The organism is Pedobacter sp. PACM 27299, assembly GCF_001412655.1.
Lineage (GTDB): Bacteria > Bacteroidota > Bacteroidia > Sphingobacteriales > Sphingobacteriaceae > Pedobacter.
Map to the genome: position 1 here is coordinate 2217920 of NZ_CP012996.1, position 22477 is coordinate 2240396.

18 protein-coding genes are annotated in these 22477 nt (G+C 40.6%); 8 read left to right on the forward strand and 10 right to left on the reverse strand.

Annotated features, from left to right (window positions below):
• Positions 1 to 4: 4 nt before the first annotated feature.
• From AQ505_RS09275 to AQ505_RS26865, 7 genes are all read right to left on the reverse strand, one after another.
• The gene (locus tag AQ505_RS09275; protein ID WP_062547919.1) at positions 5 to 3406 is read right to left on the reverse strand and encodes a TonB-dependent receptor; all 3402 of its coding nucleotides are present in this window, start codon (positions 3404 to 3406) and stop codon (positions 5 to 7) included.
• Between the two features lie 194 nt (positions 3407 to 3600).
• A complete protein-coding gene (locus tag AQ505_RS09280; RefSeq protein ID WP_062547920.1) occupies positions 3601 to 4380 on the reverse strand; it encodes a FecR family protein in 780 nt (259 codons plus the stop codon).
• 20 nt (positions 4381 to 4400) lie between these two features.
• Positions 4401 to 4808 carry a hypothetical protein gene (locus tag AQ505_RS09285; RefSeq protein WP_062547921.1) on the reverse strand — a complete coding sequence of 136 codons (408 nt, stop codon included), beginning with the start codon at positions 4806 to 4808 and terminating at the stop codon, positions 4401 to 4403.
• Positions 4809 to 4979: 171 nt separating this feature from the next.
• A complete protein-coding gene (locus AQ505_RS09290) occupies positions 4980 to 5558 on the reverse strand; it encodes an RNA polymerase sigma-70 factor (RefSeq protein WP_062547922.1) in 579 nt (192 codons plus the stop codon).
• A gap of 127 nt (positions 5559 to 5685) precedes the next feature.
• A complete protein-coding gene (locus AQ505_RS27220; protein WP_335338003.1) occupies positions 5686 to 5964 on the reverse strand; it encodes a YdeI/OmpD-associated family protein in 279 nt (92 codons plus the stop codon).
• On the reverse strand, positions 5943 to 6170 hold the full coding sequence (locus AQ505_RS26860) for a DUF1801 domain-containing protein (protein WP_335337997.1): 228 nt from the start codon (positions 6168 to 6170) through the stop codon (positions 5943 to 5945). Before AQ505_RS26860 ends, AQ505_RS27220 begins: the two co-directional genes overlap by 22 nt.
• Entirely contained in the window at positions 6074 to 6295 is a 222-nt protein-coding gene (locus AQ505_RS26865; protein ID WP_231635113.1) for a hypothetical protein, read from the reverse strand. Before AQ505_RS26865 ends, AQ505_RS26860 begins: the two co-directional genes overlap by 97 nt.
• Before the next feature lie 217 nt (positions 6296 to 6512).
• Here AQ505_RS26865 and mqnE point away from each other — a divergent pair, with 217 nt between their 5' ends.
• The 6 genes from mqnE to AQ505_RS09325 all read left to right on the forward strand — a co-directional run bounded on the left by mqnE (position 6513) and on the right by AQ505_RS09325 (position 14191).
• A complete protein-coding gene (gene mqnE, locus AQ505_RS09300; RefSeq protein ID WP_062547923.1) occupies positions 6513 to 7706 on the forward strand; it encodes an aminofutalosine synthase MqnE in 1194 nt (397 codons plus the stop codon).
• Positions 7706 to 8332, forward strand: coding sequence for a histidine phosphatase family protein (locus AQ505_RS09305; protein WP_062547924.1), 627 nt, complete (start codon positions 7706 to 7708; stop codon positions 8330 to 8332). Before mqnE ends, AQ505_RS09305 begins: the two co-directional genes overlap by 1 nt.
• Positions 8325 to 9050, forward strand: a complete 726-nt coding sequence (locus tag AQ505_RS09310; RefSeq protein ID WP_062547925.1) for a menaquinone biosynthetic enzyme MqnA/MqnD family protein — start codon at positions 8325 to 8327, stop codon at positions 9048 to 9050. The genes AQ505_RS09305 and AQ505_RS09310 overlap by 8 nt, the downstream gene beginning before the upstream one ends.
• A gap of 76 nt (positions 9051 to 9126) precedes the next feature.
• Entirely contained in the window at positions 9127 to 11736 is a 2610-nt protein-coding gene (gene mutS / locus AQ505_RS09315) for a DNA mismatch repair protein MutS (protein ID WP_062547926.1), read from the forward strand.
• A gap of 6 nt (positions 11737 to 11742) precedes the next feature.
• Positions 11743 to 12258 (forward strand): C40 family peptidase, encoded by a 516-nt coding sequence (locus tag AQ505_RS09320; RefSeq protein WP_062547927.1) that lies wholly within the window; start codon positions 11743 to 11745, stop codon positions 12256 to 12258.
• 148 nt (positions 12259 to 12406) lie between these two features.
• Positions 12407 to 14191 carry a glycoside hydrolase family 15 protein gene (locus tag AQ505_RS09325; protein WP_062547928.1) on the forward strand — a complete coding sequence of 595 codons (1785 nt, stop codon included), beginning with the start codon at positions 12407 to 12409 and terminating at the stop codon, positions 14189 to 14191.
• Positions 14192 to 14241: 50 nt separating this feature from the next.
• Here the strand turns inward: AQ505_RS09325 and AQ505_RS09330 are convergent, their stop codons facing one another.
• Positions 14242 to 16422 carry a bifunctional alpha,alpha-trehalose-phosphate synthase (UDP-forming)/trehalose-phosphatase gene (locus AQ505_RS09330; protein WP_062547929.1) on the reverse strand — a complete coding sequence of 727 codons (2181 nt, stop codon included), beginning with the start codon at positions 16420 to 16422 and terminating at the stop codon, positions 14242 to 14244.
• 202 nt (positions 16423 to 16624) lie between these two features.
• Here AQ505_RS09330 and AQ505_RS09335 point away from each other — a divergent pair, with 202 nt between their 5' ends.
• Positions 16625 to 17134 (forward strand): hypothetical protein, encoded by a 510-nt coding sequence (locus AQ505_RS09335; protein WP_062547930.1) that lies wholly within the window; start codon positions 16625 to 16627, stop codon positions 17132 to 17134.
• A gap of 190 nt (positions 17135 to 17324) precedes the next feature.
• Here AQ505_RS09335 and AQ505_RS09340 read toward each other — a convergent pair whose 3' ends face one another.
• Both AQ505_RS09340 and AQ505_RS09345 read right to left on the reverse strand, forming a co-directional pair.
• Positions 17325 to 19223, reverse strand: a complete 1899-nt coding sequence (locus tag AQ505_RS09340; RefSeq protein ID WP_062547931.1) for a DUF3857 domain-containing protein — start codon at positions 19221 to 19223, stop codon at positions 17325 to 17327.
• On the reverse strand, positions 19223 to 21196 hold the full coding sequence (locus tag AQ505_RS09345) for a DUF3857 domain-containing protein (protein WP_062547932.1): 1974 nt from the start codon (positions 21194 to 21196) through the stop codon (positions 19223 to 19225). The genes AQ505_RS09340 and AQ505_RS09345 overlap by 1 nt, the downstream gene beginning before the upstream one ends.
• Before the next feature lie 240 nt (positions 21197 to 21436).
• On the opposite strand from AQ505_RS09345, the gene AQ505_RS09350 reads away from it, so the two are divergent.
• A complete protein-coding gene (locus AQ505_RS09350; protein WP_062547933.1) occupies positions 21437 to 22426 on the forward strand; it encodes a 3'-5' exonuclease in 990 nt (329 codons plus the stop codon).
• The last annotated feature ends 51 nt before the right edge of the window (positions 22427 to 22477 follow it).

The window sequence follows — 22477 nt, forward strand, 5'->3', positions numbered from 1 at the left end:
TAAATTAAAGGCCTAAACGAAGACCAAAAGAGAAAATCCGTTGTGGAGGGTAAGAGTTGGCAAAGGTGCCGGACGACTCAGGGTCGAACCTCCTGTTGTTGCTGATCGTGAACAGGTTTTGCCCTTGTGCAGTCAGCGTCAAAGAAGAAACACCAATCTGTTTCAATACCAATTTTGGAATGCTATAAGACAATTGTGCGGTTCTCAGCTTGATATAGTTCCCGTTTTTAACATAAAAAGTGGAAGGATATCTATTGGCTTCATAGTTCGACAATAGTCTTGGGTAAGCTGCATCCGTATGTTCCGGCGTCCATCTGTCTAAGTGTAATTCGTAGAAGTTGGTTAAATCTGCAGCAGGTGCATAGTTGATGAAAACCCCTGTAGAAGCCTGGAATAAGGCGTCAGCAGAAAAGTTTTTCCATTTGAAAGCCAATGATAAACCGTAAACCGTTGGTGGAACGATATATCTGGTTTCCACATCACGATCGGCACTGCCGCTAAACAATTCTACAACACCATCACCATTTAAATCCACATACCTGATGTCTCCAGGTTTACCGCTTACTGGCGTCGCTCCAGGGCTGGTCAGGTATTTTGGCCAGTTGTCTACATCCTGCTGGTCTTTGAAAATACCATCTGCTTTCAGGATTCTTCCGGCACCTACAGGGCGGCCTTCCTGACGTAATCCAGGCAATACACTCTCGTTTTCGCCATAATCTACGACCCTGCTTTTGGTGAAAGTCATGTTTAAGCGTGCAGAGAAGTTCAGTTGTCCGATGTTACTTTGATGAGATAAAGCAAGCTCATATCCATAGTAATATTCTTTTCCAAAGTTCTCCAATGCCGGGCTCAATCCGAAAGAAGAAGGTACATCGTAACCTCTTGAACGTAGGATGTCATATTTTGATTTGCTGTAATAATCCGCTTCGATACCCAGTTTACCACCCCATAGTAAGGCATCTAAACCGATGTCAAAAGCTTTCACTTTTTCCCAAGTAATGTTGGTGTTTGGAACGGTTGTATTGGTAATCCTGGTCATAGGAGAGATGCCGTTTCCAGTGCCAAATACATAACCTGCCGGGAAAAGACTGTAGTTATAAAAGTAAGAATACAAAGAGCCACCATCATTACCCAGTTTACCGTAAGAAGTACGGAGTTTTAACTCATTAATGAAGGGATAATGATCTTTAATGAAATCTTCTTCTGATAGGACCCAAGCCGCTGATAAGGATGGGAACAAGGCTCTTCTTTTTCCTTTTGGATAATATGGGGAACCATCGTATCTGAAGTTACTTTCTAAAATATATTTGCTGTTGTAATTGTAAATAAAACGGGCAACCGCACTTTGGCGTGCATTTTCCTGCGAGCTGCCTGAACTTTTTTGCGTGCTCACATCTCCAAGGAATAGCTGGTCGACACTGGCAACCGGGTAATTGCTTCTTTCTGCGATGATATTTTCTCCTTTGAACTCATTTTGCTCATATAAAGCCAATGCCGTAACGGAATGCTTGCCAAATAGTCTTTTGTAGTTCAGGGAAACCTGTACGTTTACGTTGTCGTTCAGCGAAACAGTTTCACTCAATGAAGCTTTTTCTGTTGCATTTTGCTGGGTATATTCATCCTTTAGCGGATCTAATGAATACACAGGATAAGGTACTGTAAAAGCTTTGGTTAAGGAGTTGTTTTTGTCAACTGTGACCACTCCATTTGCAGAAAGACCTTTGATAAAAGGTAGCTGCTGTGTGATTCTAAGGGAACTGGTAAAGATATTTCTACCCACTTTATTATAGCCGGCACCATCCAATGCATCCGCTAAAGGATTCCCTGAAAATCCAGAGAAAGCATACAAGCCATCGGAGAAACGGGCAGGGGATACCGAACCCAGAACCGACATTCTGCTGAAAATACTTTCCGCATAAACAGCTGGGTTTTTCGCATTTTCAGTGATGTAATTCAAGCCTACAGAAAGGCTGGTGGTTGGCGTAACATCCAGGTCAAAATTACTGACTAAACCATAGCGCTTCATTCCTGAAGTGCTGATGAGTCCTTGCTGATCGGTGTAAGTTCCACTGATAAAATACCTGGAATTATTACCGCCACCGTTTAAACTCAGGTTGTGTTTTTGTACAGAAGCATAATCTTTAAGCACGGTTTTGTACCAGTCAGTATTTGGATAACGATCCGGATCTGATCCGTCTTTGAATTTCTGAATTTCCTCAGGCGTATATTTTGTTCTTGGAGAGCTTCCTTTTTCTGCCTTATCATTATCGAACATCTCATTGTTCAAAATGGCATAGTTGTAAGAATCCAGGAATTTAGGCAATCTTGTAGATTGCTGAATCCCGAAATTACCATTGTAATTCATGGATACTTTATTGGATTTTCCGCGTTTGGTGGTGATCAGGATGACGCCATTGGCACCTCTGGCACCATAAACAGCTGCCGAAGCATCTTTTAATACACTAATACTTTCGATAGAGTTGGGATCTAATTTATCCATTTCCATGCCTACAATACCCATACCTTCTCTGGCAACTCCATCAATCACGATCAGGGCTTCACCCATTCCACGAATTTTGATCGCAGAGCGGTCGCGGTCTGGGGTACCTGAAGTACTCATGTAAGATACCAATCCGGTTACTCTACCCATTAAGGTATTGGATACGTTTACGGCTGGTGATTGTGTCAGTTCTTCTCCTTTGATCACGCCGATTGCACCGGTTAATAGTTTCTTTTGCTGTGTACCGTATCCAATGACTACCGCTTCGCTCAACTCACTCATGCTCATCGTCATGGATACATTGATCTGCGTTCTCTTTTGGATAGCGACTTCTTCTCTTTTGAAGCCTAGATAGGTAAAGATTAAAGTCTGGTTGTCTTCTGCCTGAATTTTATAGAATCCATCTGCATTCGTGATCGCCACCGCTTTACCTTCTTTCACTAAAATTGTAACACCAGGCAGTGGAATGCCTTTGTCGTCGGTTACTTTACCTTGGATCGTGATGAGGTTTGCCGGGGCAATAGGTGTCCTTAAAGCGGCTTCTTTTAGTTTAACTACAATGATGTTTTTCTCCATCGTGTAGGTTAGGGGCTGATCTTTGAAAATCTCTGTTAGCGCAGTGCTCAAGGCCGTGTTTTTCAAATCCACATTTAATGGTTTCGACTGGCTGATGACTTCGTTATTGTAAATAAAATAATAACCGGTTTGCTTTCTCAGGTCTTGCAAAACGGATTTTAAGCTGGTATTGCGCTTAGAAATGGTGACGCGCTGCCCGTAGGAAGCCGTACTTACCTGTATACCCAAGGTAATCAGGATAATCAATGATAGTTTCATGATAATGAATACTTTTCTTACGGTTTTTTGGCCATAAGGGGAAATGACTTTAGAATGTAGTCGTTCTTTCATAAATTTGAAATGTTTAGGTTTAAGTTGAAGGCTGTGCAATTCCAGTGAAAACTGGAAAGTTCTTTAGGGTAAGCCTGAGCATTGACCTTCCCGGCCGCGAACCGGGTTGGTTATTTTCTGACTCACCTGTGGTGGTGGTTTAAGTAGCAGGTTTCATGTGGTGTGTTCGTTTGTGGTGGTGGTAGTTTGTTGATTTATTTAATTTTTTGAATGATTACTTTGTTTTGTTCAATGCCGAATTTGACACCTCCAGTTCCTTCCAGCACCCTTAGGAAAGTAGAAAGGTTACTTTCTCTCGGGATTACTCCGGTGAAATAAAGGTTAGGTGCTGCACCTTTATAGACCAGCTCTACATTGTACCAACGTTCCATTTGTTTCATGACTTCGTTGATTGGGGTGTTGTTAAACACAAAAGCATCGTTCTTCCATGCGAGTACTTCTTCCAGATCTGCAGTGCTGATTTTAGCTGGACTTTGCTCTTTTGTGTTCATTTGAGCCTGTTCTCCAGGTTTTAAAAACTGGTAATTGCTGGATTTTAGACGGCCCAGCTTTACACTTCCTTCTGCAAGGGTGGTATTGATCTGCTGCTGATCCGCATAGGCATTGATGTTGAATTTGGTACCCAGCACCTCTAGCATCTGTTGGTCAGCAATCACACGGAATGGCTGGTGTTTGTTCTTGGCCACTTCAAAATATACTTCTCCGCTAATGGTTACTTTTCTTTCTCCAGGAAGGAAAGTAGTGGGGAAGCGAATAGAAGAGGCGGCATTGAGCCATACTTTGGTACCATCAGGCAGGATAATCCGGTATTGTCCACCTTTAGGCGTAGAAAGGGTATTGTATTTTAAGGCTTCCACATTATCGGAAAGGGTGTTTTTTTGTTTGTTATAAGCCAATTGACCGTCCCTAGTATTGCTAAAGTTGATGTCTTTTCGCTGGGCGAGCTTACCATTTGCGGCAGCATCTAAAACCACTTCGCTGCCATCAGCTAATTTTAAAATCGCTTTGTTCCCCCAGGTTTTACCTCATTTTTGAAAGTCAGCTGTTCGATAGGAGGGCTGGCTGGATATTGCTGGTAAAAATAAAGGGCCATACCGCTGGTCAGAATCAGGGCTGCAGCAACCGCTATTTTCTGCCAGTTGAAATTTAATTTTTTAAGCTGTAAGTTAGCTGTATTCGGAATTAACTGATGTACAGGACTGTGCTTCTGGTCAATTCCCTGTTCTATTTTGGAAAAGATGCGCTGGTAAACTGCTTCTTCCTCCATTCCAGCTGCTGCTGGCCATTCTACGATTTCATTTTGCGGAGAACGGTACCATTTTAGCAATTGCTCCCGTTCTTCTTCAGTACAGGTACCGTTGATATATTTTTGAATCAATATAGGAGTATCGTCTCTTTTCATGCGTATAGGTCTGTTTTTCAGCGAGCCATGCCAATTTCTATAGACTGTGGTTCCAGGCTAATTATAAGGGAGTACGCTGAACCCTGCTCTTACCCTTAGTGGGCAGTAAGAAAAAAGATGTTTTATTTTAGAAAGTGTGTTTCTGAAGGATATAAGTGTGTTTTTTAATTTTTATTTTAGGAGAAAGGAACAGGCAATAAGTAGTATTCCTGAATTGTTCAGGTCTTTTCTGATGGTTTTTAAAGCTTTACTGAGGTGTGCCTCTACTGTTTTTTCGGCAATACCCATCTCTTTCGAGATTTCAGGAATGGTTAGGCCATCCTGGCGACTATATTTAAAGACCAATCTGCATTTTTCCGGCAATTGTTCTACGATACCGTCAATGTATTCCTGCAGGAATTTAGCTTGGATTTTTTCTTCGTCCAGGGCGACGAGCTCGGTTTGATAGTTTAATTGGGCAAGTTCTGCTCTTCTCTTCTGCTGATGGATGCTTTTAAAGACTGAAAATTTGACGGCAGTGGCTAAATAATTTTCAAGAATCTTGATTTCAAGAACGGCTCTTCTGTTCCAAAGACCAATAAATACTTCCTGAACGATTTCTTCGGCCGCAGAATGGTCTTTCGTATAATTGTAGGAAACTGCAAGCAGTTTCTTCCAATAACGATTGAAGAGTGCTGTAAACGCAAGGCGATTGCCAAGACGCAGCTCCTCCAGCAGATCCTGATCAGAAAAATTATGATAAACCCCCATATATCCCGAGGCTAATGTAGCGATAAAACCATTTTATTTTATTATCGATCAGTTTTATAGACATTATTTTTACAAGGAATGGCAGAACATGGTAAAGTACTTCGGGGCAGATCGATAGTAAATTCTCTTATCGTTTGTATTTCCAGTTTCTCGATTTTCCTTCAGAGATCCATTCCAGGGCTGTGCTCAATCTTTTTTGTCGGGTATCTTCGCTTTTAGCTTCAGTAATCCATTCCAGGTATTCTTTTTTCTGAGAATAGCTGAAGTTTTCAAAATGCTGTTTTGCTGCAGGGACTTCGGCCAGACTTTTGGAAAAATAGTCGGGGATGGTTAATACTGTTTTTGGAGCTGCCGGCTTTTTATCGACTTTGATGCCTTCTTTATTCAGGATGACCGCATTTGGGATATAGTCAGGAAAATGTTTTTATCGGGTAAATCGGCAATGCTGGTGATTCTTCCCAGATGTCCCATTGCCTGTGTTTTATCCTCGGAAAGGAGGTGATGAGGATCGGGTATTAATGAGCTTTTCCAAAAGCCAAAAGCGCAGTGGTTTTTGAAAGCAGCCATACTGCAGACGGCTCCTTTATGGTCAAAATGAAGGAAACTCCACATTTCATGGCTTCTATAATCTCTGGACAGGCTTCATGGGCCAGGGCTCTGATGCGTTTTAAGATAGGCTGTGCAAAATCGGCAGCCTGGCCTATATAAATGTCTATTCTAGAGTCGTATTTTTCCATGGCTCTGCTTTTAAATGTATGTTCTAAAATACTTAAAAAATAAATTACCCGTCAGGGCCTGTGTTATTTTTTAGTACTTGTGCTCTTTTACATAATGCTGACAGCTAAAACCTGTTAAAAAAGCAGGTTTATGGTGATTTTATACTACTTTTGTTCGTGATAAGCGCAGCTTTCGCTGTGTCTTTTCTTATACATTTGTACCATTATCTCATAATACATGGATGCTAATTCAAAGCTGGCTATAGTTATCAACGACAATGATTTGTCTGCCGAACTTAAAGCCATAGCAAATAAAGTTCAGAACCAGGAAAGAATCACTTTCGATGAAGGCGTATATCTTTATGAACATGCCGAACTGGGCTACCTGGGTATATTGGCGAACTATATCAGGGAGCAAAAACACGGTGATAAAACTTATTTTAACCGCAATTTCCATATAGAGCCGACCAATGTTTGTGTGTACGATTGCAAATTTTGTTCTTATTCCCGTTTGATCAAACAACGTGAAGAAGGATGGGAAATGAGCGTAGACGGAATGATGGACGTACTTAAAAAGTACGACAATGAGCCTGTAACAGAGGTTCATATCACTGGTGGTGTTGTTCCTAAGCAGAATCTGGAATTTTATAGTGATTTCTTCAGACGTGCCAAGGCACACCGTCCGGATCTGCATGTGAAAGCATTGACTCCGGTGGAATATTATTACATCTTCAAAAAGGCGAAATTAAGCCATTATGAAGGGATGAAATATTTGCAGGAAGCGGGTCTGGATTCTATGCCAGGTGGCGGTGCAGAGATTTTTCACCCGGAAGTAAGGGAAAAGATTGCGCATGATAAATGTAATGCAGAACAGTGGCTGGACATTCATGAACAAGCACATAAGCTGGGCATGAAAACCAATGCGACCATGCTTTACGGACATATAGAAAAGTTTTGGCATCGGGTTGACCATATGGAACGTCTTCGCCAGCAGCAAGATAAATCAGGTGGTTTTCAGGCTTTCATTCCTTTGAAATTCAGAAATCAGAACAACCAGATGGACCACGTGCCAGAGGTATCTGTGATTGAAGATTTAAGGAATTATGCGATTGCAAGGATTTATCTGGATAATTTTGACCACATCAAAGCTTATTGGGCAATGATTAGCCGTCAAACCGCACAGCTTTCCCTAAACTTTGGCGTAGATGATATTGATGGTACTTTAGATGATACCACCAAAATTTATTCTATGGCAGGTGCAGAAGAACAGCATCCGGCAATGAATACGGAAGAATTGGTGAATCTGATCAAACAGGTGAACCGTAAACCGATAGAAAGAGATACCCTTTATAATGTAGTGACCGATTATACGGATGTTGTATTTGAGGGAGAAGCGAAACCACAGTATTATAAATTGCCGGTCATCAATTAATGGATAAAGAACTATATATCATCAGACATGGTGAAACGGATTTAAATAAGCAGGGCATTGTGCAGGGAAGAGGGATCAACAGTGATCTGAATGATACTGGAAGAGCACAGGCCGCGTTATTTTACAAGATGTATAAAGACGTTCATTTTGATAAAGTATATACTTCTACTTTAAAACGTACGCATCAAACCGTTAAAGGTTTTATCGATGCAGGCATGCCTTGGGAGCAATTGTCCGGTCTGGATGAGCTGGCCTGGGGTGTTTGGGAAGGTAAAGCCAATGATGAGCATGCGATCGCTGCTTTTAAAGGGATGATGGAAAAATGGCAGTCGGGAGATTTCGACAGTCATTTTGAAGGTGGTGAAAGCCCGAATCAAGTGAAAATCCGTCTTCAGGAAGCATTAGAGGTTATCGTAAATGCTCCAAATGAGAGAAAGGTGCTGGTCTGTATGCACGGTCGGGCGATGAGGTTGTTACTTTGCCTGATTACGGGTAAATCTTTAAGCGAGATGACCGAATTTCCTCATCAGAATACGACGCTCTATAAAGTCGGACTGAAAGATGGTCAGTTTACCATTCTGGAGTTCAATAATACCGATCATTTAAAAACATTTCCAATTGAGTAAGATTAAGATTTCCGCAGTTTCTTATACCAATACCAAACCTTTTATGTACGGTATTGAGCATTCAGAACTGATCCATAAAATAGATTTAAGTTTAGATATTCCTACAGATTGTGCCGCTAAATTGATCAACAATCAAGTGGATATTGGCCTGATTCCTGTTGCGGCCATCCCTTTGGTACCCAATGCGAACATCGTTGCCGATTACTGTATCGGATCAGTAGGTGCGGTAAATTCTGTATTTGTATTTAGCAATGTGCCTTTTCAGGAGATTAAGACGGTAAAACTAGACAGCCATTCCCGCACTTCAAATAACCTCGCTAAGGTATTGCTGAAGTTTCACTGGAAACAAGAGGTCAGTTTTACGACTGATTTGGAAGCAGCAACGGATGCGATGGTTTTGATTGGCGACCGTACTTTCGGTAAAAAATCCGACTATGCTTATGCCTATGATATGGGAGAGGAATGGATGAAGTTTACCGGTTTGCCTTTTGTATATGCAGCATGGGTGGCCAATAAAACGATTCCAAAATCATTTATTTCAGAATTTAATCAAGCACTTGCTTTTGGCCTTTCTCATCGCGGAGAGTTGTTAAAAGAATTGCCGGAAGTTGCAAATTTTGACATGGAAGATTACCTGTGTCATAAGTTGGATTTTGAGCTGACCGACAAGAAACGCGAAGCATTAACTTTGTTCTTATCGTATATAGAACAATTATAGAATTTATAGTTTTCAACAAAGCTTAAAGGTTAGCCATTCAGGTGCTATCTTTACAGTTTTGTAAATAAGATACATTTTGGCTAAAGACAAGACTAAAGAGACACCTTTAATGCAACAGTACAATGCGATTAAAGCAAAGTACCCCGGTGCATTATTATTGTTCAGAGTAGGCGACTTCTATGAAACATTTGGTGAAGATGCTGTAAAGACCTCCCAGATTTTGGGGATTGTATTGACAAGAAGGGGAAATGGACCCGGTGGGCACATTGAACTGGCAGGATTTCCACATCATTCTTTAGACAATTACTTGTCGAAATTGGTTAGGGCCGGACAAAGGGTAGCGATATGCGATCAGCTGGAAGATCCGAAAATGACCAAAACTATTGTAAAACGTGGGGTAACAGAATTGATTACTCCTGGCGTTGCCTATAGTGACAATATCCTGAGTCAGAAATCAAACAATTACCTTGCTGCAGTTTATTTTGATAAGACTGGTTTAGGCGTGTCCTTTCTGGACATTTCTACCGGAGAGTTTTATGTGGCTCAAGGCAATGAAGAATATATTGATAAGCTTTTACAAGGCTTTAAACCTACAGAAGTTATTTTTCAGAAGAGTAAAAGGAAAGAATTCCTGGAACTTTTCGGAGATAAGTTTTATACTTTCACGCTGGACGACTGGGCTTTTACCACCGATTACACGAATGAGACTTTACACAAGCATTTTGAAGTCAACTCCCTAAAAGGATTTGGTGTAGATAAGCTGTCTATTGGAACGATCGCCGCTGGAGTGATCCTTCATTATCTGAATGAAACGGAGCATAAGAATCTAAAACACGTCAGTGCAATTTCTCGCTTAGAGGAAGATAAATACATGTGGCTGGATCGTTTTACGATTCGTAACCTGGAACTGGTGAGTTCTAATAATGAAAATGCAGTCACGCTTTTTCAGATTTTAGACCAGACTTGTACCCCAATGGGTGCCCGATTGTTACATCGATGGATCATCATGCCGCTGAAAGAACTGAAGCCAATTCAGGAACGCCTTGGGATGGTGGAATACCTGGTGAAAGATGAATCTTTGGTAGAAAAATTCTTAGACCATATCAAACAGATCGGAGATCTGGAACGCCTGATTTCTAAGGTGGGCCTTTTAAAAGTTGGACCAAGAGAATTGTGTCAGCTGAAAAAAGCATTGTACCATATTGAGTCGGTGAAAGACATTGCAAATGCTTCAGAAAACCCATTCTTAATGGCATTGGCAGCACAGTTAGATCCTTGTTTATCCATCAGAGAGAAACTGGAAAGGGAATTACAGCAAGATCCTCCCGCTTTATTGATCAAAGGAAATGTGATTGCAGATGGGGTGGATGAAGAATTAGACCGCCTGCGCAAGATCTCCTTTGGTGGAAAAGATTATTTAATAGAAATTCAAAAAAGAGAAGCAGCCATTACTGGTATTCCTTCTCTGAAAGTAGCCTTCAATAACGTTTTTGGTTATTACCTGGAGGTGACGCACACCCATAAAGATAAGGTTCCTACCGAATGGATCAGGAAACAGACCCTGGTGAGTGCAGAGCGCTATATTACACCAGAGTTGAAAGAATATGAGGAGCAGATTCTAGGGGCAGAAGAGAAGATCATGCAGATCGAAATCCGCCTTTATGGAGAATTGATGCAGCAGCTGAGTGCTTATATCAAACAAATCCAGCTGAATGCTTTTTGTATTGCACAACTGGATGTCCTGCTGTGTTTTGCCCAGCTGGCAGTAAAAAACCACTACGCGAAACCAGTAATGAATAAAGGCAAAGGCCTGGACATTAAAGGCGGCAGGCACCCGGTGATTGAAAAAAGACTGCCTGTTGGGGAAGAGTACATCACCAATGATGTTTTTCTGGACAATGTGACGCAGCAGATCATCATTATTACGGGACCCAATATGTCGGGTAAATCGGCGATTTTAAGACAAACCGGATTGATCGTATTGATGGCACAGATGGGCTGTTTTGTTCCTGCTAAAGAAGCAACGATTGGTTTGGTCGACAAAATATTTACCAGAGTCGGGGCTTCAGACAATCTTTCTTCCGGAGAAAGTACGTTCATGGTAGAGATGAATGAGACGGCAAGTATCCTGAATAATATTTCGGAAAACAGCCTGATCTTATTGGATGAGATTGGTAGAGGTACGAGTACTTATGATGGAATTTCTATTGCATGGGCCATCGCAGAGTTTCTGCATACGCATCCCACAGCTAAACCAAAAACTTTATTTGCGACGCATTATCATGAGCTGAACGAGCTGGCAAATACGATGAGCAGAATCAAAAACTTTAACGTTTCTATCAAAGAAGTGGGAAATAAAGTGATTTTCTTGCGTAAATTGGTGCCGGGTGGCAGTGAGCATAGCTTCGGTATCCATGTGGCGAAGATGGCGGGTATGCCTCCAAAGCTGATCAACAGAGCAAATGAGATCCTCAAAAAACTGGAGATCGACCGTACAGAAGGACAGAGCATAAAAGATAGCATTAAGAAAGTCCAGAATCAGGCTTATCAGCTGCACATGTTTGCAATTGATGATCCGGTACTGGTAAAAATAAGAGATACTTTAAATAACCTGGATGTGAATGTGTTGACGCCGGTAGAAGCCTTGCTGAAACTGGATGAAATACAGCGCATCATTAAACAATAAAACGATATGACCATTAATCAGACCGCTCTTAAAGCAAGATTTAAGCTGTTGCTGTTCTTAATGGTGTTGCTCATTTTTTCTGCCTGTAGCTCAAGGAAAAATACCAACGTAAATACGACCGCGGCAAGAGCTGCGGTGGTGATGTCTCAGCTGAAGAGCAAACCTTTGTACCGTTTTATCAATGACTGGACAGGCGTGAGGTACCGTTTAGGTGGATTAGATAAACGGGGTATCGATTGCTCAGGCTTCGCTTTGCTGCTGCAAAAAAATATCTATGGCAATGAACTACCAAGAAGATCCAGCGACCAGGCTGCTGTGATCAGGAGCAAAAGTATGGGACAGCTGAAAGAAGGCGACCTGATATTCTTCTCTTTCGGTGGCAGAGCTGTAGACCATGTAGGCATTTACCTGAAAGACAATTTCTTTGTTCATGCTTCTACTACCCGTGGGGTGATCGTCGACGACCTGAGTATACCTGCTTATCAAAAAGCAATGGTCAAAGCAGGATCTATCAAAAACTAGCCTTTCCTTTTTTGCTGAGTCTTTTCTTTATCATGCTTAGATACAGGTTGTTTCCGTTTATAATTTACTGTTAGTCTGTTGGTTTAGGAATAAGCAGGAACAAAAACAAGAAACTCCTGTTGTTATATTACATCAATTGTAATCATATATGACAGAGAGACACACTTATCAAACCGGAATCATAGGAAATTGCGCTTACCTCGCCCATGTGAATAAGAATACCAATATTGACTGGCTGTGCTGGCCTAGATTTGACAGCAGCTTTGTTTTTGGGGGTTTATTGGACCAGGAAAAAGGTGGCGAATTTTCGATACTCCCGGCCGGTGAGTACTTATCAAAACAGTATTATCTGGAAAATACGAATATCATTTGTACGGAAATCAGTAATGAGGAAGGCAGTTATCGCGTAACCGATTTTGCACCGCGTTTTCATCAGTTTGAGCGCTATTTTAAGCCGCTGATGCTGATCAGAAAAATAGAGCCTTTAACAGGAAATCCCAGGATAAAAGTAACCTGTAAACCGGTCTGTGAATACGGCGGAAGAAAACAAAGTGCAAGCAGAGGGAGTAACCACATTGAGTTTAGCGGGGATACGGAGGATATGCAGCTGAGTACCAATATCTCCTTAAGCTATATTGAAGATGAGAAGTATTTTGCTTTGAATGAAACAAAATACCTGATCTTAACCTATGGGAATGAACTGGATGCTCCCATCATCAGCACTGCAGAGCGCTTTTTATTGGAAACAAAGAAATATTGGCGAACCTGGATTAAGCACTCTACCATCGTAGGATTTTATCAGAATTATATTATCCGTTCCGCACTGACTTTAAAAATCCATCAATATGAAGATACAGGGGCGATTATCGCTGCCAGTACCACCAGTTTGCCGGAATCACAAGGCAGTGGAAGAAATTGGGATTATCGTTATTGCTGGATGAGGGATACGTATTATGTGATCACCTCTTTAAATCATATCGGCCATTTTGAAGAAATGGAAAGGTATTTTAATTACATCACTGATCTTTCTTTTAGGGATGAAGAACGTTATCAGCCACTCTTTGGTATTGCGGGAGAACGGGTGTTGACAGAACATATCGTTCCTGATTTGAAAGGATATTTAGGAAATACGCCCATCAGAATCGGGAATCAGGCTTTTGAGCACATTCAGAATGACATCTATGGGCAGGTATTGATCTCTATGCTGCCACTTTATACAGATAGACGTTTTATCTATTCAGAAAGAAAAGATTCGGAAAAATGGCTGGATGCACTATTGAAAAGGATTGAGCACACTATTGATGAAAAGGATGCCGGAATCTGGGAATTCAGAAACCTCCCGAATACCCATTGTTACACCAATCTCTTCCAATGGGCAGGAGCAAAAGCAGCCTTAAAAATGGCGATAACCATTGACGATAAGCCTTTGCAAAAGCGTGCGCAGCTATTAATCGACAAAGCAGCACAGCATATTGAGGATTGTTATGATCCGGTACGTAAAGTATATACCCATGCGGTGGGCAGTCCGTATTTGGATTCCAGTACACTCCAGTTGATTTTAATGAATTATCTGGATCCGAATTCGCAAAGAGCAAAGGATCATCTGAGCGCTTTAGAAGCAGAACTTAAAGGTGCAAATGGCTTGTTTTACCGATACATTCATACCGATGATTTCGGTAAGCCGAAAACGACTTTCTTAATTTGTGCGTTTTGGTATGTAGAGGCCCTGGCTTGTGTAGGCAGATTGGACGATGCGATCAGAGAGTTCGAGTCCATCATTAAATATTCCAACCATTTGCTGCTATTTAGTGAGGATGTAGATGAGGTTGATGGCGGGCAGTGGGGGAATTTCCCTCAGGCTTACAGTCATGTGGGCTTGATGAATGCCGCACATCGGATTGCAGTGAAGTTAGACAGACCTTCTTTTTTATAAACCTTTCTTTATTGAAATGCGCTGGCCTTTTTTTGGACCAGCGCATTTTTTTATTGGATGAGTTCCTGGAGCAGTGTTCTAACTTCTCTAAAATCTTTCAGATAGTATCTTGCTTCGGAGATGTTGCTGCCTACTTTAATGGTGTAGGCTTCTTTAGGCAGTGCTTTAAAAATATCTTCGTCGGTATGGTCGTCGCCAAGGGCCAGGATAAAATCAGGATTTTGTCCATAAAGCCAATTTTGTGCGGCTTTTCCTTTATTGACCTCAATGTTCTTGAACTCTATAACCTTGTTTCCGGGCATCATCTGCAGTCCTTTGTCGGCAATGACCATACGGAGGTGATTGATGATTTCGTTGGCTCTGAGGGCTCCTAAGCCTTCTTCTACTTTTCTGTAATGCCAAACCAGGGAATAACTTTTCTCTTCAATGAAGGATCCTGGCGTACGGTCGGTATAGGTATCCAGGACTATTTTTATCTCCTGTTTCCATTTATCTGTGAGTAATGGGAGGGGCTTCCAATCGGTGTGTTTGTATTTTTGCCATGCGCCATGTTCTGCAATCATGTCCACATCTAAATGTCCAAACCATTGTTCTAAGGTTTGGTAATTACGGCCGCTGATGATGATGACCTGGTTTGCAGGATCTTTCGCCAGGTTTTTTAGAATTTCATATAACTCTTCATCAGGTGAGGCTTTGTTGATATCAGCATTAAAGCCAACCAATGTTCCGTCGTAATCGAGGAATATATACCTGTCTTTTGCATTTTTATAATCATTTCTGATCTGATTTTTAATCGATGCCACTGCGTGTTTGGTATGTAATGATTCCTGCATCGTTTTGACTTCTTTTAATTTATCCATAAAGTTTTTCACCCAAAGGTGTATGTTGAATTTGCTGACAATTGCCCGCATACTTTTCATTCTGTTCTGCTGTTCTTCTAAAGGCATATTGATGGCCTGAATGATGGCATCAACTAAGTCTCCGATGTTATTGGGATTGACGATCAGGGCATCATTGAGCTCTTTTGAGGCACCAGCCATTTCGCTTAAAATCAATACACCATCTTCATTTACCCTGGAAGCCACATATTCCTTGCTCACCAGATTCATCCCGTCGCGCATTGGCGTCACCAGACAGATGTCTGCAGCACTGTAAATGGCGGAAAGGAATTCGATGGAAAACGAGCGGTAGAAGTAATGAACAGGTACCCAGTTGATGGTTCTGAATTTTGCATTGATATTGCCAACCAGCTGATCGATCTGGTCTTTCAATTCTTTATATTTTGGAACAGTATCCCTGGATGGGACTACAATCATATAAAGCGCCAGCTTTCCAATGTATTGCGGATGTGTCTGCAGTAAAAGTTCTAAAGCCTGCAGCCTTTGTAAAATCCCCTTGCTATAATCCAGGCGATCTATAGTCAGAATTGTTTTTATATTTTTAAGGGTGTTTTTTATGGAAACCGTGAATTTCGCCACTTTAGCATCTCTGGTCAGCTGGTCAAATTTTTCATTATCGATCCCCATCGGAAATGCTTCAACTACGACTTGCCTGTTTTTGTAGTTCAGGATATTGTCGGAAGGATTGCTGCTCGACAAACGGGATGCGGCACTGATAAAATGTCTGGCATCGTCAAAGGTATGAAAGCCTAAAAGGTCTGCCCCGAGCATCCCAGCGATGATTTCTTCCCTCCATGGGATAAGTCTGAAGATTTCAAAGGAGGGGAATGGGATGTGCTGAAAGAAGCCAATCGTCACTGAAGGCAGTTCTTCGCGTATTAAATTGGGCAGTAACAATAGCTGGTAATCCTGAATCCATATTTTATCGCCACTGGAAAGGTGCTGCGTGATTACCCCCTTGAATTTCTCATTTACCGTCTGATAGGAATCCCAATAGGATTGCTCGAAATTTGCATAGGTAACCAGGTAATGAAATACCGGCCATAAAATCTCATTAGAGAATCCTTCGTAATATCCGTTAATATCTTCGGTGGTTAAAAACACTGGAATGAGGTTTAATTCTGCCAGTTTTTCGGTCACTTCTGCCTGTCTTTCCTCAGGGACTTCTATGCCTGGCCAGCCAATCCAAATGTTGTTACCTTCTTTGTAAATGGAGCCGAGGCCGGTAGCGAGGCCGCCTTCGCTGGGACTTAATTGATAAACGCCGTTTTCTTCTTTTATTTTGACCGGTAGCCGGTTGGAGATGATGATGGTTTTACTTTCTCTTATCATTATACTAAATAGTAACGTATCGTATTGCATTTTGTTTTGCTTTTTTTAACCAATGGGTATCTACTGACGATTTTTATACTTCAATAGGGTTCTTTTTGGAAGTAAAAATACCTGTTTTAGAGTGTTTTTTAAGTAAAAATAGTTTCTTTAAAAATTACATTGATTAATTTTGTATTATTGTATTCAACAAAGTAGAGATCGTATGAAAGCTTTAGAAGACAGAGTCATAGCACTAGAAGCGGCAATTCCAGAAATTTTGCGCGCAATTCAGGAATTACATGTTTTTATGGTTAAAGGTTTTAATGAAATAAATAGGAATTTGGTTTTGGTACATGAGCGTCTGGATCGATTGGAAGCGCGGGTGGATCAGCTGGAACTGCGAATGGATCGGTTGGAAGATCGGGTAGATCAGTTGGAAATTCGTTTAAGCACAAAAATAGAATCTTTAGAGGTTAAGCTAAATATGATGAAAGGAAATTCCGTAGCAAGTCTGGAAACCATAGATCGGAAGATCAATCGGATGCAGGTGAATGTATCCGGGCAGCTGGAAATTATGGAAGAAAAGATAACCGTGCTACATGTCAATTTATCTGCAGGTTTTGACAGGCTGGACACTAAGGTCGACTATTTAACAGTCGAGGTTTCTAAGATCAATGCGGTTAAAGGTTATGAAGGGATTTTTGAGAACACAATAATTATCCCAAAAAAATAGAATGATCAGCCTATATTTGCTGATTAATCCTGAGAAACCATGATGCCGATGCCAAAACAAGAAGAGTCCTTTTGGAAAAAATACAAGAAATTTGCGACTACTGAGATTCTGATGTACCTGATTATGATCATAGGGATTGCCTTAGGAATACTTATTCTCAGCTAGTGTCGTTATCAATCAGCTAATGCGATTATAACTTATAAACCACTCTGCTGTGATCGGCCGCATTGATATCATTTATAAAAGTGCTGAATTCCTGGTACTCCTCAGCTGGATAGGTACCGTCTTTCAGGACCATTTTCCTTTTGTAAATCAAAGTTCTTCCTTCTAATAGAATCGTTGCGCTATAACTGCCAAATGCAGAATTGATCTGTTTGTTTTTTGGTAAGGCTTCTAATTTAAAATCTTTAGGAAGGAGATAAGTTAATTCATCTTCATCCGTATATCCTCTATTGACGTAAACTTTTAAGGTTCTGTTTTTTATTTCTGGAATAATATTAGATCTATTGAACAGGTTGATTTCCAGATAAAACAGCTGATTGTTTCTTGCAGCATATTTCTGGATGTCAAAATTAAAGGATGCTGTAGTGCTGGGTGCAGCACTTTTATCCTGACTGAGTTTAAAATCACTGAAACTGATATTGTCTATATCGTAACTGGCTTTTAACAGCTTCAGTTGCTCGGATAGGGGCAGGCCGATGAAGTTGTTGTCATTGTCGTACTGAGCACCACTATAAGTAGTTTTGAGGTTACCTTTTATATTTCCAAGCGTATCAATATCGAGATGTGCCTTTCTAAGCAATCGATTCATATCGGTTGTCAGTTTAGGTGTACGTAGTATTTTACCGCCATCTGGCGTACAGGCGAAGACCGTTCTGTCTTCTGTGAAATCACCGAGAAAGCCAAAAGGGCTTTCTGAGCTGGTACATTCTAGCCAGACGGTATCCGTTTTTAGTGGGACCGCTAAAATGATATGGTTGCCCTGGTCCATACTTGCAAAGTTGAGGTCTATGTCTTTTCTGGTGCTTCCAGCATTTACTACACAGTACAAAGAGGGAATACCCACGCTCTTTAGCAGGGTCTGTGTATAGTTGACTAATGCTTTACAATCTCCATAGGCCAATTGCTGCACTTCTGCTGCGGGCATAGGCTGAAAACCGCCAATACCTATTTGTACACTAATATATCTTGTTTTTTTCTGGACATATTCGTAGATTATTTTCGCTTTTTCACGGTCGTCATTTATACCATTAACAAGTGCTTTTACTTCCTGAAGAGTTGATTCTGGGAGCTGCTGCCTGTTTTTTATCAGGTTGTCATAAACCCATTTCCCCAATTCTTCCCAATTTTGATAGCTGCCTTTATAGCCATAATAACTGAACTGTTTTGCGGCAATCTTTACTGATGTTTTATAATCGTCAGGATCGGGAGCAAAGGGTTCTTTTTTCATCGCAGGCTTATTACTGAGCTGCCAGGTATAGGTTTTTGTTTTCTCAGTACTGATTACTTCCGCCTTTCCTAGATAATTGTTTTCTTTGATTCGGACTTCCTCTCCAGGCTTCGTTATAAAAAGATATTTACTGTTTTCTATGGATTGATCTGGATATGAGTTAGGGTACCAATCTGGAAGAATGAGATTTTGTTTATTTCTTAATTCATATTCATAAACAATGGTATAAGGATAGCTGAGTACACGCGGTACATAATACTTAACCCGGTAATCCACATATAGACTTCCATTGCTTACGGCACTTTCATCGCTGAAATCACTTTGTGTAAATTTATAAGTCAGCGCTCCAAAAGCATTGAGCATTTGTCCTTTTATACGCTGAATTGTCGTGCTTTTATCGTAGTGTAAAGCCAATTCTGCTTTAGCATCTCCATTTTTGTTCCATACGGTAACCACCTTTTTAACGCTGATCATCACCTGGTCTATGCCTTTCATTTCTACGGTCGTTTCCATATCTCTGATCACGGAGTTGGCATTAATTTTTAGGCTTGCTGGTATTTTATCAACGGGATAGCTGGATTGGGAAAAACCGGATATACCTGTCGATAGCGTCAATAGGATTAGGAGCAGCTTCTTCATTATTTTGCTTTTTTAAGGATAATATCCGTTTTTTGATTTTGAATGATCTGACTATAAAACTCTTTTAAAGAGAAATATTCCGAAGGGTCATAAATAGGTTTATTGAGTTGCAAAACCTGGTTAAAGCTAATGGCATGATCAGAAAAGTTGGTGCTGGTCAGGTAACGGCCACCACTATCTGGCAAACCAATGCTCATGTCTTTTGGCTGATCTGCCAGGGTATAATCATCAGGGACATTTAATATGATTGTGACGCGACGCTCGGAAGCGGCACCTAAATCTACCGGGTAATTTCTTTCACTGAGGTTGAAAGGGTTTTTGCTGGTACGGTCAATGAAGAATGGGTTAAAGAAAATTTGTGATAGGCCATCACTTTCCTGAGAATTGATCACCAATTCATATTTCTCTATCAATGTTAAATTAAGGCTATTTACATTAATGATCTCATGGTTGGTAATGCTAATCTTGGGCATTTTTTCATCCAGTTTCTCTACATATTCAGCAATGGTGCCTGCAGCTTCAATTGCTTTTCTTTTTTGAAATGCGGAGTAGCCGGTAGAATAGGTAAGGAGTTCTCCTTTTATCTTTCCGTCTTTTGTTAAGGTTGCTGTGAAATTATATCGGATATAATCTTTTTGGCCAGAGCTGATGTCGTACCAGTAAGATGGCTTTTTCAAGTTAATGACCCTTCCTTGTCCGTTCACACAGTGTAAAGGAAGCATCCCAAAGGGTAAAAGGGGAACTGAAGCATCTAATAAATAACTCTTCTCTCCAATATTTAATTTAACGACTACATAATTGAAATTACTGATGACTGGAAATAACTTGTTCAGTTCGCCATTATTTCGGGTGGATAAAATGAGGGCTTCCGCATCTAGATCAGCAGCGCTGAGTGCAGAAATTAAAGCCAGATTGATATCTCCGGTATTGCCAGAATGGCTTTCTAATGCTTTTTTTACGGCAGTTTCGCTGTAAATGCCAATGTATCCGTTAGATTTTATGTTTTTCGCAATGTAATTATATATGGCCTGCGCTTTTGAAAGATCATCTGTTGTATTCTTCAGGATCTCAGGCATTAATTCTTTGAAAGCATCTTTCTTTTTCATTTGTACGCCAAAAGATCGATCGGAAGTCAACTCATTGTCTACATTTTTCCAGGTTTTCGTGACATTGACTTTTCCTCCAGTTAACATCACGTAATCGGAAAGCTCAAAATAGATAGCGGAGATAAAATTGGTGGGCGCAGTCATGTGTTCCTCTTCTATAAAGGCAGGAATGTTTTCCATGGTATAGGTCATCTTTGAGCAATCAATCTGGGTACCATTGATTCTCAGACATTCTTTACTGAGCTCGGCTTTCGTGTCTTTAAGCTTTAAAGCGCCTCTAAGCACTACATTGTAATTGTATAAAGCAGGTATGGAGGCAATATACTGACTGTGTAATTTTGGGATATCAGTTTGAAAGTTCCAGCTTTTAAAGTTGAAAATATAAGGAATGTGTACGGTATAACTATATTCAATGATACTGCCGTCCATGATATTCGGCAGGGTAAACTTGGTATTGGCGTCGTACTTACTGACTTTTACGTTAAATACTTTTTTTGGATCCAGCTGGCTTTGTTTGAACTGGCCATCAATAAAGTTAATGGTGACTGCTTTTAGTTCAGATACCTGAGCTGGTACATCGTTGTAAATGCGCTGTGGAATGCTGATGTTTGCCTGTTCATATCCTTGCTTATTAAATATTTTCAGGCGTACATGGTAACGGTAAACGACAACAAGCCTGCCACCTCCAGCGTCTTCTTCTATGGCGGCAGTACCAAATTCCCGAAGGACAATGGCATTTGCATTGGAATCAATAACGGTGTTTTTCAGCGCAATGTCTTCGAGTGTAATGGCGGCAAAGGGGAAGTCCTGTGCGTAAGTAGGAAGCCCGGCCAGAAGTAGAAAGCCACAGTATAAGAGGTATTTCATAAGAGCGTGTAATTTGAACGACCAAGTTAAGTTACTTTAAGCTATAAAAGAATTTTTGACGTTAATAATGGGAACAGCTCTTCTTTGCTTTCTTAGAATGGAATTCATTGCCATGGTATTTAGTACATTACTAAATAAGTTCAGGTTTAATGGATGATTTTTACGACTTTTGAAGTGCTACCAAAGCGTTAAGAATGGATTCTTTGGGATTCAAACCTTTAAAAATAGCAACATATACGAATGAAATTAAATTTAAACCGCCCTCTTGCTTTTTTTGATCTGGAAACTACAGGTGTTAATGTAGGTGCAGATCGCATTGTTGAAATTGCCATTTTAAAAGCTATGCCCGATGGTACGGAGCAAATCAAAACGATGCGCATCAATCCTGAAATGCCGATTCCTTTAGCTTCTTCCCTGATTCATGGGATTTATGATAAGGATATTGCTAATGAACCAACCTTTAAAGAGGTAGCCGCTGAACTGGCCGAGTTTATTGGCGATGCTGATCTTGCAGGTTACAATTCCAACAGATTTGACATTCCGGTATTACTGGAAGAGTTTTTAAGAGCAGGAGTAGATTTTGATATGTCTGACAGAAAATTTGTTGACGTACAGAATGTTTTTCACCAAATGGAACAACGCACCTTACGTGCTGCATATAAGTTTTATTGCGATAAAGATATTGTAAATGCACACTCTGCTGAGGCAGATATTACCGCTACTTACCATGTATTGCTTGCGCAGATTGAGCGCTATAAGGATACAGAGTTTGAAGATAAACAAGGGAATATCTCTAAACCGGTTCAGAATGATGTAGATGCGCTACATACTTTCACAAATATGAACAAACCAGTAGATTTTGCTGGCAGAATGGTATTTAATGAGCAAGGACAAGAGACTTTTAACTTTGGTAAGCATAAAGGTAAAACTGTGGAACAGGTTTTTGATACTGAGCCAAGTTATTATGCCTGGATGAGACAAGGAGATTTTCCTTTATATACCAAGAAAAAGTTAGAAGAGATCTGGTCCAGATGGAATAAGAAAAAGGAACAGCTGAAACAGGAAAAACAACAGCAAACGGTAGTGAATAAGCCTAAGCCAGCTGTAAATTCTGGAGCAAGCAATGTAGTTAAACCTGCAGCAGCAGCCCCACAGCAAAAAAAGCCTAAGCCAGCAGTTGAAGTAACTAATGACATGCTGGAACAACTGAAAATGAAATTCGGTAAATAAAAGAATACCAAAAAGTAGAAAAAGAGGCTGCCCGGAAGTTAAGAAAACTTT

Coding starts and splice junctions, on each gene's coding strand:
- AQ505_RS09275 (WP_062547919.1), bottom strand. CDS start 3,406: ATGAAAGAACGACTACATTCTAAAGTCATTTCCCCTTATGGCCAAAAA.
- AQ505_RS09285 (WP_062547921.1), bottom strand. CDS start 4,808: ATGAAAAGAGACGATACTCCTATATTGATTCAAAAATATATCAACGGT.
- AQ505_RS09290 (WP_062547922.1), bottom strand. CDS start 5,558: ATGGGGGTTTATCATAATTTTTCTGATCAGGATCTGCTGGAGGAGCTG.
- AQ505_RS26860 (WP_335337997.1), bottom strand. CDS start 6,170: ATGTGGAGTTTCCTTCATTTTGACCATAAAGGAGCCGTCTGCAGTATG.
- AQ505_RS26865 (WP_231635113.1), bottom strand. CDS start 6,295: ATGGAAAAATACGACTCTAGAATAGACATTTATATAGGCCAGGCTGCC.
- mqnE (WP_062547923.1), top strand. CDS start 6,513: ATGGATGCTAATTCAAAGCTGGCTATAGTTATCAACGACAATGATTTG.
- AQ505_RS09305 (WP_062547924.1), top strand. CDS start 7,706: ATGGATAAAGAACTATATATCATCAGACATGGTGAAACGGATTTAAAT.
- AQ505_RS09320 (WP_062547927.1), top strand. CDS start 11,743: ATGACCATTAATCAGACCGCTCTTAAAGCAAGATTTAAGCTGTTGCTG.
- AQ505_RS09325 (WP_062547928.1), top strand. CDS start 12,407: ATGACAGAGAGACACACTTATCAAACCGGAATCATAGGAAATTGCGCT.
- AQ505_RS09330 (WP_062547929.1), bottom strand. CDS start 16,422: ATGATAAGAGAAAGTAAAACCATCATCATCTCCAACCGGCTACCGGTC.
- AQ505_RS09335 (WP_062547930.1), top strand. CDS start 16,625: ATGAAAGCTTTAGAAGACAGAGTCATAGCACTAGAAGCGGCAATTCCA.
- AQ505_RS09340 (WP_062547931.1), bottom strand. CDS start 19,223: ATGAAGAAGCTGCTCCTAATCCTATTGACGCTATCGACAGGTATATCC.
- AQ505_RS09345 (WP_062547932.1), bottom strand. CDS start 21,196: ATGAAATACCTCTTATACTGTGGCTTTCTACTTCTGGCCGGGCTTCCT.
- AQ505_RS09350 (WP_062547933.1), top strand. CDS start 21,437: ATGAAATTAAATTTAAACCGCCCTCTTGCTTTTTTTGATCTGGAAACT.